This is a genomic window from Mycobacterium pinniadriaticum (assembly GCF_026242045.1).
Lineage (GTDB): Bacteria > Actinomycetota > Actinomycetes > Mycobacteriales > Mycobacteriaceae > Mycobacterium > Mycobacterium pinniadriaticum.
Genome location: NZ_JAPJDO010000027.1, coordinates 46313 through 61949, shown reverse-complemented (window position 1 = coordinate 61949; position 15637 = coordinate 46313). Strand labels below are relative to the sequence as shown.

At 68.4% G+C, this 15637-nt stretch carries 14 protein-coding genes and 1 pseudogene; 6 read left to right on the top strand and 9 right to left on the bottom strand.

Annotated elements, in window-relative coordinates; genetic code table 11:
* Positions 1 to 29: 29 nt before the first annotated feature.
* The 6 genes and pseudogenes from ORI27_RS23990 to ORI27_RS23965 form a co-directional block, all read right to left on the bottom strand.
* A pseudogene (locus ORI27_RS23990) lies at positions 30 to 368 on the bottom strand (arylsulfatase); the annotation flags it as partial.
* A gap of 62 nt (positions 369 to 430) precedes the next feature.
* Complete coding sequence (locus tag ORI27_RS23985) at positions 431 to 2356, bottom strand: peptidoglycan D,D-transpeptidase FtsI family protein (protein WP_265999565.1); 1926 nt, start codon at positions 2354 to 2356, stop codon at positions 431 to 433.
* A complete protein-coding gene (locus tag ORI27_RS23980; RefSeq protein WP_265999564.1) occupies positions 2353 to 3492 on the bottom strand; it encodes a hypothetical protein in 1140 nt (379 codons plus the stop codon). The genes ORI27_RS23985 and ORI27_RS23980 overlap by 4 nt, the downstream gene beginning before the upstream one ends.
* Positions 3492 to 4679 carry a 16S rRNA (cytosine(1402)-N(4))-methyltransferase RsmH gene (rsmH, locus tag ORI27_RS23975; protein ID WP_265999563.1) on the bottom strand — a complete coding sequence of 396 codons (1188 nt, stop codon included), beginning with the start codon at positions 4677 to 4679 and terminating at the stop codon, positions 3492 to 3494. Before rsmH ends, ORI27_RS23980 begins: the two co-directional genes overlap by 1 nt.
* Complete coding sequence (gene mraZ, locus ORI27_RS23970; protein ID WP_094484486.1) at positions 4654 to 5085, bottom strand: division/cell wall cluster transcriptional repressor MraZ; 432 nt, start codon at positions 5083 to 5085, stop codon at positions 4654 to 4656. The genes rsmH and mraZ overlap by 26 nt, the downstream gene beginning before the upstream one ends.
* Before the next feature lie 363 nt (positions 5086 to 5448).
* On the bottom strand, positions 5449 to 5856 hold the full coding sequence (locus ORI27_RS23965) for a DUF3040 domain-containing protein (RefSeq protein WP_265999562.1): 408 nt from the start codon (positions 5854 to 5856) through the stop codon (positions 5449 to 5451).
* A gap of 271 nt (positions 5857 to 6127) precedes the next feature.
* Here ORI27_RS23965 and ORI27_RS23960 point away from each other — a divergent pair, with 271 nt between their 5' ends.
* The 4 genes from ORI27_RS23960 to ORI27_RS23945 all read left to right on the top strand — a co-directional run bounded on the left by ORI27_RS23960 (position 6128) and on the right by ORI27_RS23945 (position 10248).
* The gene (locus ORI27_RS23960) at positions 6128 to 6727 is read left to right on the top strand and encodes a GNAT family N-acetyltransferase (RefSeq protein WP_265999590.1); all 600 of its coding nucleotides are present in this window, start codon (positions 6128 to 6130) and stop codon (positions 6725 to 6727) included.
* A 23-nt stretch (positions 6728 to 6750) separates the two neighbouring features.
* The gene (locus ORI27_RS23955; RefSeq protein WP_265999561.1) at positions 6751 to 7437 is read left to right on the top strand and encodes an LppM family (lipo)protein; all 687 of its coding nucleotides are present in this window, start codon (positions 6751 to 6753) and stop codon (positions 7435 to 7437) included.
* A gap of 119 nt (positions 7438 to 7556) precedes the next feature.
* Positions 7557 to 8615, top strand: coding sequence for a bifunctional (2E,6E)-farnesyl/geranyl diphosphate synthase (idsA2, locus tag ORI27_RS23950; RefSeq protein WP_265999589.1), 1059 nt, complete (start codon positions 7557 to 7559; stop codon positions 8613 to 8615).
* Between the two features lie 4 nt (positions 8616 to 8619).
* On the top strand, positions 8620 to 10248 hold the full coding sequence (locus tag ORI27_RS23945) for an alpha-(1->6)-mannopyranosyltransferase A (RefSeq protein ID WP_265999560.1): 1629 nt from the start codon (positions 8620 to 8622) through the stop codon (positions 10246 to 10248).
* Here ORI27_RS23945 and ORI27_RS23940 read toward each other — a convergent pair.
* On the bottom strand, positions 10242 to 10646 hold the full coding sequence (locus tag ORI27_RS23940; protein WP_265999559.1) for an Rv2175c family DNA-binding protein: 405 nt from the start codon (positions 10644 to 10646) through the stop codon (positions 10242 to 10244). The genes ORI27_RS23945 and ORI27_RS23940 overlap by 7 nt on opposite strands.
* 91 nt (positions 10647 to 10737) lie before the next feature.
* Here ORI27_RS23940 and ORI27_RS23935 point away from each other — a divergent pair, with 91 nt between their 5' ends.
* Together ORI27_RS23935 and ORI27_RS23930 are read left to right on the top strand one after the other, a co-directional pair.
* On the top strand, positions 10738 to 11976 hold the full coding sequence (locus ORI27_RS23935) for a protein kinase domain-containing protein (RefSeq protein WP_265999558.1): 1239 nt from the start codon (positions 10738 to 10740) through the stop codon (positions 11974 to 11976).
* A gap of 77 nt (positions 11977 to 12053) precedes the next feature.
* On the top strand, positions 12054 to 13733 hold the full coding sequence (locus ORI27_RS23930; protein WP_265999557.1) for an FAD-dependent monooxygenase: 1680 nt from the start codon (positions 12054 to 12056) through the stop codon (positions 13731 to 13733).
* On the opposite strand, the gene ORI27_RS23925 is transcribed toward ORI27_RS23930, so the two are convergent.
* A complete protein-coding gene (locus ORI27_RS23925; RefSeq protein WP_265999556.1) occupies positions 13689 to 15086 on the bottom strand; it encodes a class II 3-deoxy-7-phosphoheptulonate synthase in 1398 nt (465 codons plus the stop codon). The two genes, ORI27_RS23930 and ORI27_RS23925, sit on opposite strands and share 45 nt — an antisense overlap.
* A gap of 32 nt (positions 15087 to 15118) precedes the next feature.
* Positions 15119 to 15628 carry a polyadenylate-specific 3'-exoribonuclease AS gene (locus tag ORI27_RS23920; protein WP_265999555.1) on the bottom strand — a complete coding sequence of 170 codons (510 nt, stop codon included), beginning with the start codon at positions 15626 to 15628 and terminating at the stop codon, positions 15119 to 15121.
* Positions 15629 to 15637 lie beyond the last annotated feature (9 nt).

Here is a 15637-nt window from a genome sequence, read left to right as displayed (position 1 = left end):
ACGCAGGAATGGCCGACCCGGCTCCCCCGTCAGTCCCGCGCCAGTGCGGCGGCGGCCTCTCGCTCCAGGTCGACGTAGACCTCCTCGCTGACGTCGATCGCGACGCCCTGGATGGTCCCGCCGGTGAAGGTCCCCGGGTTCTGGTACTGCTGCGACACGTTGTCACCGCTGTCGAACCCGACGCACAGGCCGTCGCCGGCGAGGGTGAACTTGCCCACCTGGGCCCGCATCGGCCCCTTGGTCACAACCTTGTCGTCGACGTAGAGCGCGGCGGTTCCGAGGGATTCGCCGTACTTGCCGGCACTTTCCCGGGTGAACTCGACCCCCAGCGAGTGCTTTCCGGGGGTGAGGGTTTCCGAGACGAACTCCTTGTCGGCCCGTCGGCCGCCCTGCGTGGGGAATCACCATTCCGGGCCGGAGAGTCGGTCGGCTAAATGGCCTCCAGGATCAGCGGCGGGCCGGGATCGGCCGAGAGCGGGACGTTCTGCCGCTGCAGCAGCCAGGCCGCGATGTTGTGAAACAGCGGCGCCGCCGAGTGACCGGCCGAACCGTCGGCGTTGCGCTGCGGGTTGTCCATCATGATGCCGATCACGTAGCGCGGATCGTCGGCGGGTGCCATCCCGGCGAAGGTGATCCAGTAGACGTCGCTGTAGTAGCAGCCACAGGCCGGGTTGATCTGTTGCGCCGTGCCGGTCTTGCCGGCGATCTGGTAGCCGTCGACCGCAGCCGCCGGCCCGGTGCCCTGCTGATAGCCCATCGGGTCGCGCTGGACGATGGCCCGGAACATGTTGCGCACCGTGCGGGCGGTTTCCGGCGAGACCACCCGGATGCCGGCGGGCCGCGGTTCGTCGGTGCGGGTACCGTCCGCGGCGACGGTGGCCTTGACGATGCGCGGCGGGATGCGCAGCCCGTCATTGGCAATGGCCTGGTACATGCCCGTCATCTGCAGCAACGTCATCGAAAGGCCCTGCCCGATAGGCAGGTTGGAGAAGGTGCTGCCCGACCACTGGTCGATCGGCGGAACCAGACCCGCACTCTCACCGGGCAGGCCGACGTTGGTGCGCTGGCCGAGCCCGAACTTGCCGAGCATGTCGTAGTAGCGTTCCGGCCCGACCCGCTGGGCCAGCATCAAGGTGCCGACGTTGGAGGACTTTCCGAACACACCGGTGGTGGTGTAGGGCATGACGCCGTGGTCCCAGGCGTCGTGCACGCTGACACCGCCCATGTTGATCGCACCGGGAACTTGGAGGACCTCATCGGGATTCGACAGTCCGTACTCGATCACCGATGCGGCGGTGACGATCTTGTTCACCGAGCCCGGCTCGTAGGGCGACGTAACGGAGAGGTTGCCCATCTGCTTGTCTTGCTGGCGCCCGATGTCCTGGCTGGGGTCGAAGGTGTTGTCGTTCGACATGGCCAGCACTTCACCGGTTTTCGCGTCCAGCACCACCGCGGAGACGTTCTTGGCGCCGGAGGCGTCCTTGGCGAGCTGGACCTGCTGCTGGACGTAGAACTGGATGTCGTCGTCGATGGTGAGCTGTACCGTCGCGCCGTTGACGGCGTCATGCTTGTTGCGGTAGCTGCCGGGGATCACGACGCCGTCGGACCCGCGGTCGTAGGTGATGGAACCGTCGGTACCCGACAGCGTCGAATCCATCGCGTCCTCGAGGCCGAGCAGGCCGTGACCGTCCCAGTCGATGCCCCCGACGACGTTGGCCGCGAGCGAACCACCGGGATACTGGCGAAGATCCTGACGCTCGGCGCCGACCTCGGGGAACTTCTTGGTGATGGCCTCGGCGATGGCCGGATCGACGGCGCGAGCGAGGTAGACGAAGGTCTCATTACTGCGCAACTTCTTCAACAGGGTCGCCGCATCGGGCTTGTTGTCGAGCTTGGCCGCCACATCGGTGGCGATCTGGACGAGCCGCTTGTCGGGATCCGGTGCGGCGGGCGACTTCTCCTTGGCCTCGGTCAGCTGCTTGCGGATCTTGGTCGGCTGGAAGGTCAGCGCCCTCGCCTCGATGGTGAAGGCCAGCTTGTCAAAGTTGCGGTCGATGATGCTGCCGCGGACCGCCTTCTCGACGTCGGTCACCTTGAGCTGGCCGGCGGCCTCGGCGCGCAGGCCGGCAGCCTTTGGCACCTGAAGGTTGAACAGCTGCGCCGCGGCCACCGCCAGGGCGAGGAAGATGACAATGTTGCCCGCCCGATGACGGAACACGAACGACGCTGTCCGGGAGCCGCTTTCCAGTACCTCGCGGGTGCGCCGCGCCTTGGCCGGACGTCCCGGCCCGGTCTCGGGCGCGGCCTTGGCGGGGCGGGACGCGGACTTGTCGGACCTGTCGCGCCGGCGGCTCACTGCCCGGCTCCGGCGGGCGCGACGGGCGCGACCGGCGGAACCACCGGTGGCGGGGCAGGCGGCACGGGCTGGACATCAACCGGAGCCGGCGGGGCTGGCGGAGCCACCGGCGGCGCGGGCAGGGCGGGCGCGGCGGGCTGGGCGACGGGCGCGGGCAGTCCCAGCGCACCGGGCGCGGGCGGCTGGGCCGGCAATTGGCCCGGCACCGCAAGCTGGCCGGGCATCGGGAGCTGGCCCGGTGAAACCAATGCGCCGGGCGGCACTGTCCCGGCGTTGGGTGGCAGGGTCACAGCACCATTCAACGGCAGCCCACCCAGCGGAGTCGGCAGGACACGCACCGGAACCTCGGGTGAGCTACCCGGCTTCGGCACGGGCGCGGCCGGGGGTGCCGGCGCCGCCGGGGCGGGCGGCTTGTCGTCGGGAAGCTTGTTGTTCAGCGGAGGTGGGGGCACACCTTCGGCCGGCTTCGGCTTGCCCACCACGGTCCAGTTACCCGTCGGGTCCTGCACCAGATGAGCGGTGTCTTTCGACGGGATCATGCCCAGGTTGCGGGCGGACTCCGCCAGCGCGGGCGCGGACTCGGCCTCCAGCACGTCGCGCTCCAGCGCCTCCTTCTGCTGGGAGAGCGCCTCGTTCGTGGAGCGGGCGGCGCCCAGCTGATAGGAGCGCTGCGCGGCGTCGGTGGACAGCCACAGGGTGACCGCCAGGCCGACACCGAGCGACCCGATGACCAACACCACGAACGGGACCTTGGCCATCAGCGTTTGTGGCCGCAGATCGATTTCGGCCAGCCGGGCGATCAGCCGGTCGCGCAGTGGTGGCCGGACGACTTTGGGCGCCTTGGCCTTCCGGGCCTTCGCCCGGGCCTTGGCCTGGCTGGTGTTCTTGGCCCGCGCCGGGCGTTCGGCCGGCCGGGCGGCGGGCGCGGTCTGCGGTCCCTGACGTAGTGCGCGCGGCTCGTGGGGCCGGCGCGCCGACGCGCGCCCGGGTCGCGCCGGACTGTCCTGACCGCGGCGCCGCGCGGTGGCGGCTCCGGCTGCCGCCTTCTTCTTGGCCGAACCCTTCTTGGCTTTCCTGGCTTCCCCCTTGACTTCTCGACGATCAGCCAAACCGGCTGGCTTGCGCCCCACCTTCATCAGCTCTCCCCTCCCCGTCGCGGGTTGCCCGGCATCACGCGTTCCAGTGCCCGCAGCCGGACCGGCGCACTGCGCGGATTGCGTTCGATTTCATCGGCGCCGGCGCGTTCGGCACCGCGGGTGAGGGCACGGAATTCCGGCTCGTAGCCCGGTAATTCGACCGGAAGACCCTCGGGCGTACGGGATGCGGTCGCCGCGGCGAACGCGGTCTTGACGATCCGGTCCTCCAGCGACTGATACGACATCACCACGATGCGCCCGCCCGGGCGCAGCGCGGCCAGCGCCGCGGGCAGGGCCGCCGACAGCGAATCGAGCTCGGCGTTTACGGCGATCCGCAGGGCCTGAAAGGTTCGCTTGGCGGGGTGACCGCCGGTCCGCCTGGCCGGTGCCGGAATCCCGCGATAGATGATCTCTACGAGCTCGCCGGTGGTGGACAGCGGCGCCTGTTGGCGGCGCTCGACGATCAGGCCCGCGATCCGGTGCGCGAATTTCTCCTCGCCGAAGCGGCGCAGGATGTCCGTCAGCGCGGCACGGTCGTAGGTGTTGAGAATCTCCGCGGCGGTCAGCGTGGCGTCGGTGTCCATCCGCATGTCGAGCGGAGCGTCCTTTGCGTAGGAGAACCCGCGCTCGGGCTGGTCGAGCTGCATCGAGGAAACCCCCAGGTCGAGCAGCACACCGTCGACTGAACCCGAAGGCGGGCAACCGGCTTGGTCAAGCGCATCGGCGATGCCGTCGTACCGGGTGTGGACCAGGGTGACTCGATCGGCGAACGGCGCCAGCCGTGCTCGGGCGGTCGCCAGCGCGCCGGGGTCGCGGTCGAGGCCGATCAGCCGCAGTTCACCGAACTCGGACAGGAACCGCTCGGCATGTCCGCCGGCCCCCAGCGTGCCATCGACGAGGACGGCCCCCGGCCTGCGCAGCGCCGGGCCCAGAATCTCCAGACAGCGGTCCAGCAGGACGGGGACGTGCCCGTGGTCGGTTTCGTCAACCACGACGGGGCCTCCGGGTGATTCGCGGTGCGGCCTCGCACCGATTCGGGCACTGCGCGCCCCTGCACCGAGGTCCCTGTCCGAGATCGCGAACCTGGCGTTGGGGAAGTACGTCAGGGTCGGTTCGGGCAGAGGCCACGATGCACGGGCTACCTCCGGCTGGGCGACCAGCTCAGATGATGTCGCTGAGTGCTTCATCGCTGGCCGCGGAGAAGTTCTCTTCGTGGGTTTCTTGGTATTCCTGCCAGGCCTGGGCGTCCCAGATCTCGAGGAAGTCGACGGCACCGATCACCACGCAGTCCTTGGACAGATTGGCGTAGCGCCGATGGTCCGCGGACAGGGTGATCCGACCTTGGGAGTCGGGATGCTGTTCGTCGGTGCCGGCCGCCAGGTTGCGCAGGAAGGCACGCGCCTCCGGGTTGCTGCGCGACGTCTGGGTAGCCCGCCGGGCCAGCTGTTCGAACTCCGCGCGCGGATAGACGGCCAGGCTGTGGTCTTGGCTCTTGGTGACCATCAAACCTCCTGCCAGCGCGTCACGAAACTTGGCGGGTAGCGTCAGCCGCCCTTTGTCGTCGAGCTTGGGCGTGTAGGTGCCGAGAAACATGCTGCGCACATCCCTTCACACCTGCTGGAGCCCCAGCCCCTCGGAGCCGTCGCTCCGTTAACGGCCACAATACCCCACAATCCCCCACTTTGCTCCACCATGACCCCTGATTTTGGGCAGCATCCACCACTTTCTGCCACCGACAGTGCTCAGAGACGCTCGCCAGCACTAGGGCAGTCGACAAATGCCCAGTTCAAGCGCTGGTGGGGCGGAGTGGGGAGGGTTGGACGGTTACGAAATCGACACCAAGGCTGCGGTTGCAGCGAATCGCCGATCATCGTGTCGATCTCGGCACTGGCGCGCCGTGCCGCGCCGACAAAAACGGGGCAGCCGATCGGCTACCCCGTGTGCGAAAATCCGCCTCTACTCGTCGAAGCGACGGCGGAAGCGATCCTCCATGCGGCTGGTGAACGAGCCCCCGCCGCCCTTGGGCTTGCGCTGACGCGGGCCGGCCGAGGAGGACGGGCCGGACTTGTCCCGCCCGCCGGCGACCCGCGGGCCGGTGATCGCGAACACGACCCCGGCGAACATGACCACGAAGCCCACCACCGACAGAATCGCGAAGTCGCCGATCCGCGTGGCCGGGAAAGCGATACCGGCAACCAGCATCGCCAGGCCGATCACGAACAGGCCGGCACCCTGCAGTCGCCTGCGCGTGGACGGAGCCCGCAGAGTTCCGCCCCGCACGCTCGAGGCGAACTTGGGATCCTCGGCATAGAGAGCGCTCTCGATCTGGTCGAGCATGCGCTGCTCATGATCGGAGAGTGGCATTCGTCCCTCCTTGCCAACACGGCCGGTCACGATTCCGATAAAACTTGGCTGCCCAGCGATGACCCGGGCGACTAACCAAATGATACGAGGTGAAAGTGCGCCGTACCACCTAGTTGGTCCACCCGATTGTAGCTGTGTCCAGGGGTTGTTCTGTCCCCGCCACCACCAGGTAAGGGGCTCGTCATCACCGCACTGGTGAGGGTCGGGCCGGAGTGCACCGATAATGGCGATACACCCCGACCGATCCGCAGCGACGAAGGACACCGAAGCGTTGGCGACTTTCCTCATCGATCTGTCGCCCAACGACATGGCGCACCGCCTCAACGACGCGCTGACCGTGTATGTCGACGCCATGCGCTATCCCCGCGGCACCGAAGGCCAGCGGGCGGCCATGTGGGTCGAGCACACCCGTCGATACGGATGGAAGGCCGTCGCGGCCGTCGAGACCGATATCGCTGCCGGCGAACAGCCCTGCGCCGAACAGCTGTCCGGTGCTCCCCTGCTCGGCATCGCCTATGGCTACTGCGGCGCCCCCGATCAATGGTGGCAGCAGCAGGTGGTAGCCGGGTTGCGCCGCATCGGCGTGCCGGCCGACGAGATCAACCGGCTGATGAGCAACTACTTCGAGCTCACCGAGCTGCACATCCACCCGGGTGCTCAGGGCCGCGGACTCGGCGAAGCGCTGGCCCGTCGGTTGCTGACCGGCCGGCGCGAGGCCCACGTGCTGCTGTCCACCCCGGAGATCATCGGCGAGGCCAACCGCGCCTGGCGACTGTATCGGCGACTGGGCTTCACCGACATCATCCGCGGCTACCACTTCGCCGGTGACCCGCGGGCCTTCGCCATTCTGGGCCGCAGCCTCCCGCTCTAGCCCGCATCTGGCACGATACCCACGTGCGCGACCGATCCCGCCGCCTGCGCCTGCGCGCCGTGGCGCTGCTGCTGTTCCTCGTGGCACCCCTGGCGGTCGGCTGCGTGCGCGTGCACGCCTCGATCACGGTGTCGCCCGACGACCAGGTCTCCGGCCAGATCATCGCCGCGGCGAAACAACGCGATTCGGACGACCAGGGACCGCAGTTCGACCTCAACGTGCCGTTCAGCCAGAAGATCTCGGTGTCGAAGTATGAATCGGACGACTACGTCGGCTCCGAGGCGGTGTTCTCCAATCTGTCCTTCTCCGAGGTGCCGCAGCTGGCCAACCTCAACCGTGAGGCGGCCGGCGTGGACATCTCCCTGCGGCGGGCGGGCAATCTGGTGATCCTCGAGGGTCGGGTCGACCTGACCGGCGTCACCGACCCCGACGCCGACGTGGAGCTGACCGTGTCCTTTCCCGGCGAAGTGACCTCCACCAACGGCGATCGCCTCGACACCGATGTCGTCGAATGGAAACTCAAGCCCGGGGTGGTCTCGACGATGAGCGCCCAGGCCCGCTACACCGACCCGAGCACCCGCTCGTTCACCGGTGCAGCCCTGTGGCTGGGGCTCGGCGCGCTGGTGGTCTCCGGCGTCATCGGGGCCCTGGCATGGGTCAGCCGAGACCGCTCACCGCGGTTCGCCAGCACCGATCAGACCGACAGCTAAGGCTCGGTAGGGCTTCGTAGGGTCCGGGCACCCGTGACGCTCTACTCTGGTTGCACCCACCCGACACAGAAAGGGGCGCCGCGCTGAGCGTCGAAGCAGCAGCTCCGTCAGCCGTCCAGCTGGCCGGCGCCGTCACCGACCAACTGCGGGGATACCTGGCCGGCCGGCGCGCCGACGCCGCCTACATCGGCACCGACTACGACGGGCTCGTCGCCGCCCTCGAAGAGTTCGTCCTGCGCGGCGGCAAACGAGTGCGGCCCGCCTTCGCGTATTGGGGCTACCGGGCGGTGACCGCCGAACCCGACGCACCGGTGGACGACGGGATCCTGCTGCTGATCTCGGCGCTGGAGTTACTGCACGCCTGCGCCCTGGTCCACGACGACGTCATCGACGACTCGGCCACCCGGCGCGGCATGCCGACCGCCCACGTCCACTTCACCGAGTTGCACCGCAGCCGGGGCTGGCGGGGTTCCTCCGAGCAGTTCGGCCGCTCGGCGGCCATCCTGCTGGGTGACCTGTCGCTGGTGTGGGCAGACGACATCATCACCACGGCGGATCTGCCCGGCGATGGCCGGCAACGCGTCCAGCGGGTGTGGTCCGATATCCGCACCGAGGTCCTCGGCGGCCAGTACCTCGACATCGTCGCCGAGTCCAGCGGCGCCGAGTCGATCGAGTCGGCGATGAACGTCAACACCTACAAGACCGCCTCCTACACCGTGTCCCGCCCACTGCAACTGGGCGCCGCGGCGGCCGCCGACCGCCCCGACGTACAGCGCATCTTCTACGAACTGGGCACCGATCTCGGGGTCGCCTTCCAACTGCGCGACGATGTCCTGGGCGTGTTCGGGGATCCCGCGGTGACGGGCAAGCCGTCGGGTGACGACCTGCGATCCGGCAAGCGCACCGTGCTGTTGGCCGAGGCCGTGCAACGAGCCGCCGACTCCGATCCGGCCGCCGCGGACCGGCTGCGCGCCGGAATCGGTACCGAACTCACCGATGCCGAAGTACGTCAGCTGTGCGACGTGATCGAGTCGGTCGGTGCGCTGGCCGCGGTGGAAGCGCATATCGAGTTGCTCACAAACCGCGCACTGGGCCTGCTGGAGCGCGCACCGATCAATGCGCCGGCCAGGGCCGGCCTGACCGAACTCGCCAGATTGGCCGCCAACCGGTCGGCCTAGGCCCATGTCCGCTACCACACCCACCACACCGAAGACCACGGGCGGCCTCGCGCGGCTGGCGGCGTTCACCACCGGCGACGAGGGCCGCCCGGCGCTGCTCGGCTTCTTGGGCGCGGTGCTGATCACCCTCGGCGGGCTGGGCGCCGGCAGCACCCGTCAGCACGACCCGGTGCTCGAAACGATGCACCTGTCCTGGCTGCGGTTCGGCCACGGCCTGGTGGTGTCCTCGGTCCTGCTGTGGGGCGGCGTGGTGGTGATGCTGGTGGCCTGGCTGTGGGTGGGACGGCGGACCATCCGGCGGGCAGGAGCGCAGCGACCCGGGGATCAATCGGGGCGGGCAGGAGCGCAGCGACCCGGGGATCAATCGGGGCGGGCAGGAGCGCAGCGACCCGGGGATCAATCGGGGGGCGCTGCCGTCACCGACTACACCATGATCGCCACCACCGGGTTCTGGCTGGCGCCGCTGCTGCTGAGCGTGCCGCTGTTCAGCCGCGACACCTACTCGTATCTGGCCCAGGGGGCGCTGCTGCGCGATGGCTTCGACCCCTACGCCGTCGGGCCGGTGGAGAACCAGAACCCGTTGCTGGACAACGTCAGCCCGATCTGGACGACCACGACCGCCCCCTACGGCCCGGCTTTCATCCTGGTGGCTCGATTCATCACCACGCTCGTCGGTGACCACGTCGTGGCCGGCACGATGCTGCTGCGGTTGTGCATGCTGCCGGGGTTGGCGATGCTGATCTGGGCGGCACCACGGGTGGCCCGCCATATCGGCGCGAACGGGGCGGTGGCGCTGTGGATTTGCGTCCTCAATCCGCTGGTGATCATCCATCTGATGGGTGGCGTGCACAACGAGATGCTGATGGTCGGGCTGATGATGGCCGGCATCGCGCTGACATTGCGCGGCCACCATGCCGCGGGCGCGGGGTTGATCGCCGTCGCCGTCGCGGTGAAGGCCACCGCGGTGTTGGCGCTGCCGTTCATGGTCTGGGTCTGGATGCGCCACCTGCGCGAGGGCAAAAGTCTGACCGCCACAAAGGCTTTCGCGACCGCAGCGGCGGCATCGGTAACCATCTTCGTCGCGGTGTTCGCAGTGCTGTCCTGGGTGGCTGGGGTGGGCCTGGGCTGGCTGACGGCGCTGGCCGGTTCGGTGAAGATCATCAACTGGCTGACGATCCCGACGGCGATCGCCAACCTCACCAACGCGATCGGCGGCTTGTTCCTGCCGGTGAACTTCTATGCCGTCCTCGACGTCACCCGCATCGCGGGGATCGTCATCATCGCGGTGTCACTTCCGTTGTTGTGGTGGCGGTTCCGTCACGACGACCGCGAGGCCCTGACGGGCATCGCCTGGGCGATGCTGGTGGTGGTGTTGTTCGTGCCCGCCGCGCTGCCGTGGTACTACACCTGGCCGCTGGCGGTGCTGTCGGCGCTGGCCCAATCCCGAGCGGCGATCGCGCTCATCGCCGGGTTCTCGACGTGGATCATGGTGATCTTCAAGCCCGACGGTTCGCACGGCATGTATTCGTGGATCCACGTGATACTGGCCACCACCTGCGCCTTGATCGCCTGGTATTCGTTGCACCACGCGGACGAGCCCGCCGCGACCAAGGTCCGGCCGCGGTCTCAGTAGGCCATGGCCTGGGCCCGACGGACCACCTCACGGGCCTGGTGAGCGTGTAGTGCGTCGACCGGGCGGGCGTTGCTGATCGACTCGCGGACCCCGTCGCGGGTCACCGTCAACGACGGATCGGCGGTGAACAGCCAGCGCAGGATCTCGGTGTCGTGATAGCCGCCGTCCCGCAGAACGGCCAGCAACCCGGGCAGACTCTTGACCACCTCACCGTGCTCGGTGAGCAAGGCCCTGGGGATCATCGGGACGCCGCCGCGCCGCACTGCCACCAGGTGCCCTTCCCGTAGCTGCTGATGCACCTTCGTCACCGGTACGTGCAACAATTCCGCGACTTCCGGAAGACTGAAGAGGGGCTCGTCGGGATTCAGAACGTCGTCGCCGACAGGGATGCTGCTCACCCGCCTCAGTCTAGAGCCGACCGGCCGCGCTGACACGCGCTCGGGGTGATGAATCCGGGTCGGGATTGCTCCGATTGCCAGGGCATACCATGTGGCGGTGACGTCGGACCCACTCGAAGGCGAGTTGCTGGAAGGGCGGTACCGCGTCGACGCCAGGATCGCCACCGGCGGAATGTCCACGGTGTACCGCGGCCTTGACGTCCGTCTGGACCGGCCGGTGGCGCTGAAGGTGATGGACGCGCGCTACGCCAACGACAGCCAGTTCCTGACCCGGTTCCAGCGCGAGGCCCGCGCCGTCGCCCGATTGAAGGACCCGGGGCTGGTCGCGGTCTACGACCAGGGCGGCGGTGGATCAAGCCGGGAGGCTCCTTTCCTCGTCATGGAACTGATCGAGGGCGGCACGCTGCGCGAACTGCTGCGCGAGCGCGGCCCGATGCCCCCGCATGCCGCGGCGGCGGTGCTGCGTCCGGTGCTGGGGGGTCTGGCCACCGCGCATCACGCCGGCCTGGTGCATCGCGACGTCAAACCGGAAAACGTGCTGATCTCCGACGACGGCGAGGTCAAGCTCGTCGACTTCGGCCTGGTGCGCGCCGTGGCCGAGGCCGGTATCACCTCGACCAGCGTGATCCTGGGCACCGCGGCCTACCTGTCCCCCGAGCAGGTCAGCAATGGCGCGGCCGACGCACGCAGCGACGTCTACGCCGTCGGCATCCTGGCCTACGAATTGATCACCGGCGCAACACCGTTCACTGGTGACAACGCGCTGGCGGTGGCCTATCAGCGAATCGATCATGATGTGCCACTGCCCAGTTCGGCGATCGGCGGGGTCCCACATCAATTCGACGAGTTCATCGCGCACGCGACCGCCCGCGATGCCGACCAACGGTTCGCCGATGCCGAGGAGATGGCCGAGGATCTCGACGCCATCGTCCAGGAGTTGGCGCTACCGAAATTCCGGGTGCCCGCACCGGCGAACTCCGCACAGCACGCCGCGGCCACCGCCTTGCACAGCAGGCCCGCCGACGACCATCGGCCCGCAGCTACCGCCGCGGCTGCGCTGGGCGGCCGGCCGCTACCGCCGCCACCCCAGGCCAAGAACCCCACCCGGCAGCTCATTCGCGGCCCGCGGGACTCCCATCCCGACCCGGCCGAGGACGAAATGCCGGTCACGGCAAGTCAATTCGCCGGCATCGAGATGAACGAATTCATCTGGGAACGACAACACGCCCGGCGGTCGCTGGTGTTCTGGGTGCTGATCGTGCTCCTGCTCACCGGCGGGGTCGCCGCGGCCGGCTGGATGCTGGGCACCAATCTCACCGCGCTCGTCTGAGCCATCCACCCTTGACAATCACTACATCCGTAGTGATACTCGAATTCACCTAGTGGTGAATTAAAGGGGTGATGGACATGCTGGTACCCGATCTCGGCGTCCTGATCGTGGGCGCTGGTCCGACCGGATTGCTGTTGGCCAACGAACTGGCCCGACACGGGATCACGCCGCGGATCGTCGACCGGGAGCCCGAGCCGGCCACCACCTCCCGCGCCCTCGTCGTCCAACCGAGGACCTTGGAGATCTTCGACGACATCGGCGTGATCGCACCGGTGCTCGCAGCGGGTGAGCCCGCGTCGAATCTGACCATCACCTTCGCCGACGACATCTTCGAATGGGGTTTCTCCGGGCTGCTGACCGGGCCGAGGAACTCCACGGCCTACCCCGAGCTGCGCACCCTCTCCCAACACCACACCGAGCGGATATTGACCGAGCACCTCGCCACGTTCGGCATCGAGGTCGAGCGGGGACGGGCTCTGATGGACCTGACTCAAGACGATGAGACGGTGCTCGCCTCTGTGCGCCACGGGGACGGCTCGACCGAATCGGTGCGTTGTCGATGGGTCATCGGCTGCGACGGAGCGCACAGCGCGGTACGCCAGGCCGCGGGCATCCCCTTCGCGGGATCGACCTATCGTGACGAATTCATCATGGCCGACGCCGAACTGGACTGGAAGCTGCCGCACGGCGGCCTGTACGCATTCCCCAGCCCGGCGGGAATCTTCGCGGCGTTCTCGATGCCCGGCGAGAACCGCTACCGCATCTTCGGCAATTTCCCGCCAGGACCGCAGGGCCCGAGCGCGGAGTACAGCGAGCCGACCCACACCGAATTTCAGGACATGGTCGACGAGCGGGTTCCGTTCCCGGCCACGGTCATCAAGGAGCACTGGGTGACGCGCTACCGGGTGCACAGCCGGGTGGCGCCCCGCTACCGCGATGGCCGGGTGTTCCTGGCCGGCGATGCCGCCCACGTACACAGCCCCGCGGGTGCGCAGGGTATGAACACCGGCATCCAAGACGCCTACAACCTCGGGTGGAAACTGGCAATGGTTGAGCGCGGGCTCGCCGAGCAGTCACTGCTCGACAGCTATCAGGCCGAACGGCACCCGGTCGGAGAGCAGCTGCTGATGACGACCGACCGGCTGTTTTCCGTCTTCGGTGGCCACAAACCGCTGGCCCGGCTGGCGCGCGGACGGGTGGCACCGCTCCTGTTCCGCCGGGTACTGAACCGCGCATGGATCCGCCGGCGCTTCGTCGGCCTGCTGGCCCAGCTGCGGCTGCACTACCCGGACAGCCCGCTGAACGCCGAGGACGGTTGGGGATGGCACGCCGCACCGGCACCCGGCGATCGGGCCCGCGACGCAGAGGTCCTCATCGACGGCCGGCCAGGGCGTCTGCACCACGTCTTCCGCGGAACCGAGCACGTCGTGCTGTTGTTCGCCGGGCTCGACGACGATGCCCGGCCGGCTGTCGAACTGTGCCGGATGGCCGACCAACTCGAACAGAGCTATCCCGGGATGGTCAAAGCCCGGGTGGTCAGTGCCGAGCGTTTCGCCGATCATCATGCGGCACTTGGCGATCCGACTCGTTCAGCGCACCGCCAGTACGGAGTCGACGTCCCCAGCGCGTTCGTGGTCAGGCCGGATGAGTACATCGGTTACCGGGGCCGCCCTGTCGAGCTGGACCGGCTGGTCGCCGACCTGGACCGCCGGCTAGTCGCGCAGCATCTCAGCGACCAGAAACGCCAGCTCCAGTGACTGCTGGGTGTTCAGGCGCGGGTCGCAGGCGGTCTCGTAGCGGCCGGCGAGGTCGGTGTCGGAGATGTCCTGCGCGCCGCCGAGGCACTCGGTGACGTTCTCGCCGGTGATCTCGACGTGGATACCGCCGGGATGGGTGCCCAACGCCCGGTGCACCTCGAAGAAGCCCTGCACCTCGTCGACGATGCGGTCGAAGTGGCGGGTCTTGTAACCCGTCGAGGACTCGTGGGTGTTGCCGTGCATCGGGTCGCATTGCCAGATGACCTGGTGGCCGGTGGCCTGCACCTTCTCGATGATCGGTGGCAGCAGGTCGCGCACCTTGTGGTTGCCCAGCCGGCTGACCAGTGTGAGCCGTCCCGGCGTGTTGTGCGGGTCGAGCCGCTCGACGTACTCCACGGCCAGCTCAGGGGTCATATTCGGGCCGATCTTCACCCCGATCGGGTTGGCGATCACCTCGGCGAAAGCGATGTGCGCTCCGTCGAGCTGGCGGGTGCGCTCCCCGATCCATACGTAGTGCGCCGACAGGTCGTAGAGCCGCGGCTCGGGCGCCTCCGTCGGGAAATCCTCGGAAAGCCGCAGCATCGCGCGCTCATAGTCCAGCACCAGCGCCTCGTGGCTGGCGTAGATCTCGGCGGTGTCGAGGTTGCGGTCGCTGACCCCGCAGGCGCTCATGAACTTCAGACCGCGGTCGATCTCGCTGGCCAACGTCTCGTAACGGGCCCCGGCCGGCGAGGTACGGACGAACTCCCGATTCCAGTCGTGCACCAGGTGCAGCGAGGCGAGCCCGGAGGAGGTCAGCGCGCGCACCAGGTTCATCGCCGCGCTGGCGTTGGCGTACGCGCGCACCAGGCGGGACGGATCATGTTCGCGCACAGCGGCGTCCGGCGCGAATCCGTTGACCATGTCGCCGCGGTAGGACTTCAGCCCCAGCGCGTCGGTGTCCGACGAACGCGGCTTGGCGTACTGGCCGGCGATGCGGGCCACCTTGACCACCGGCAGGCTCGCGCCGTAGGTGAGCACCACCGCCATCTGGAGCAGCGTGCGGATATTGGCTCGGATGTGCGGCTCGGTGTTGTCGGCGAAGGTCTCGGCGCAGTCGCCGCCCTGCAGCAGGAAGGCCTCGCCGCGGGCGACCGCGGCGAGCTGGGTGGACAGCTTCTCGATCTCCCGGGGGACGGTCACTGGCGGCACGCTCTCCAGGACCGTCCGCATCGCCTGGGCCGCATCGGCATCCCAGCTGGGTTGCTGGGCGGCCGGCTTGGTCAGCGCGGCATCGAGCCGTCCGCGCAGATCAGCAGGCAGCGGCGGCAGCGACGGCAGCTGTTCGATGGGTACGTCAACGGTCCAGTTCACCCATCCATGGTAACCGGGCCGCGCACGCCGATTTACCGGCTGACCGGAGCGGCGCCCTGGTCGACGCCGGTGGTCATCAGCACGTAACGGCGCAAGTTGTGGCGGGCGTCGACCAGCGCGTCGTGGGTGTCGTGCGGCCGGGGTGGCATCCGCGGGCAGCCGCGATCCTCCCAGAACTGGCGCAGCTCGCGGGTGAACCGCGGGATCTGGGGCGGCAGGCTGGTCATCGGCCCCCACAGCTGGCACAGCGCGACGTGGTCGTAGGCGGCGACCCAGGCCCACAGCTCGATCGGTTCGTCACCGTCGATGTTGAAGAACTCCTCGAGGCCCTCTCGGATCTCGCGCCGGGACCGCCACAGTTGAGACGACGGCTTGGGCAACTTGGGCAGCACGTTGTTGCGTACCCACTTGCCGGCCGACTCGGGGTCGAACTCAGTGGAGATCGCGTAGAACTCACGCCCGTCCTCGGCCACCACTCCGATCGAGATCAGGTCGATGATCCGGCCGTTGTCGATGAACTCGGTGTCGTAGAAGAACCGCACGCGCCGCAC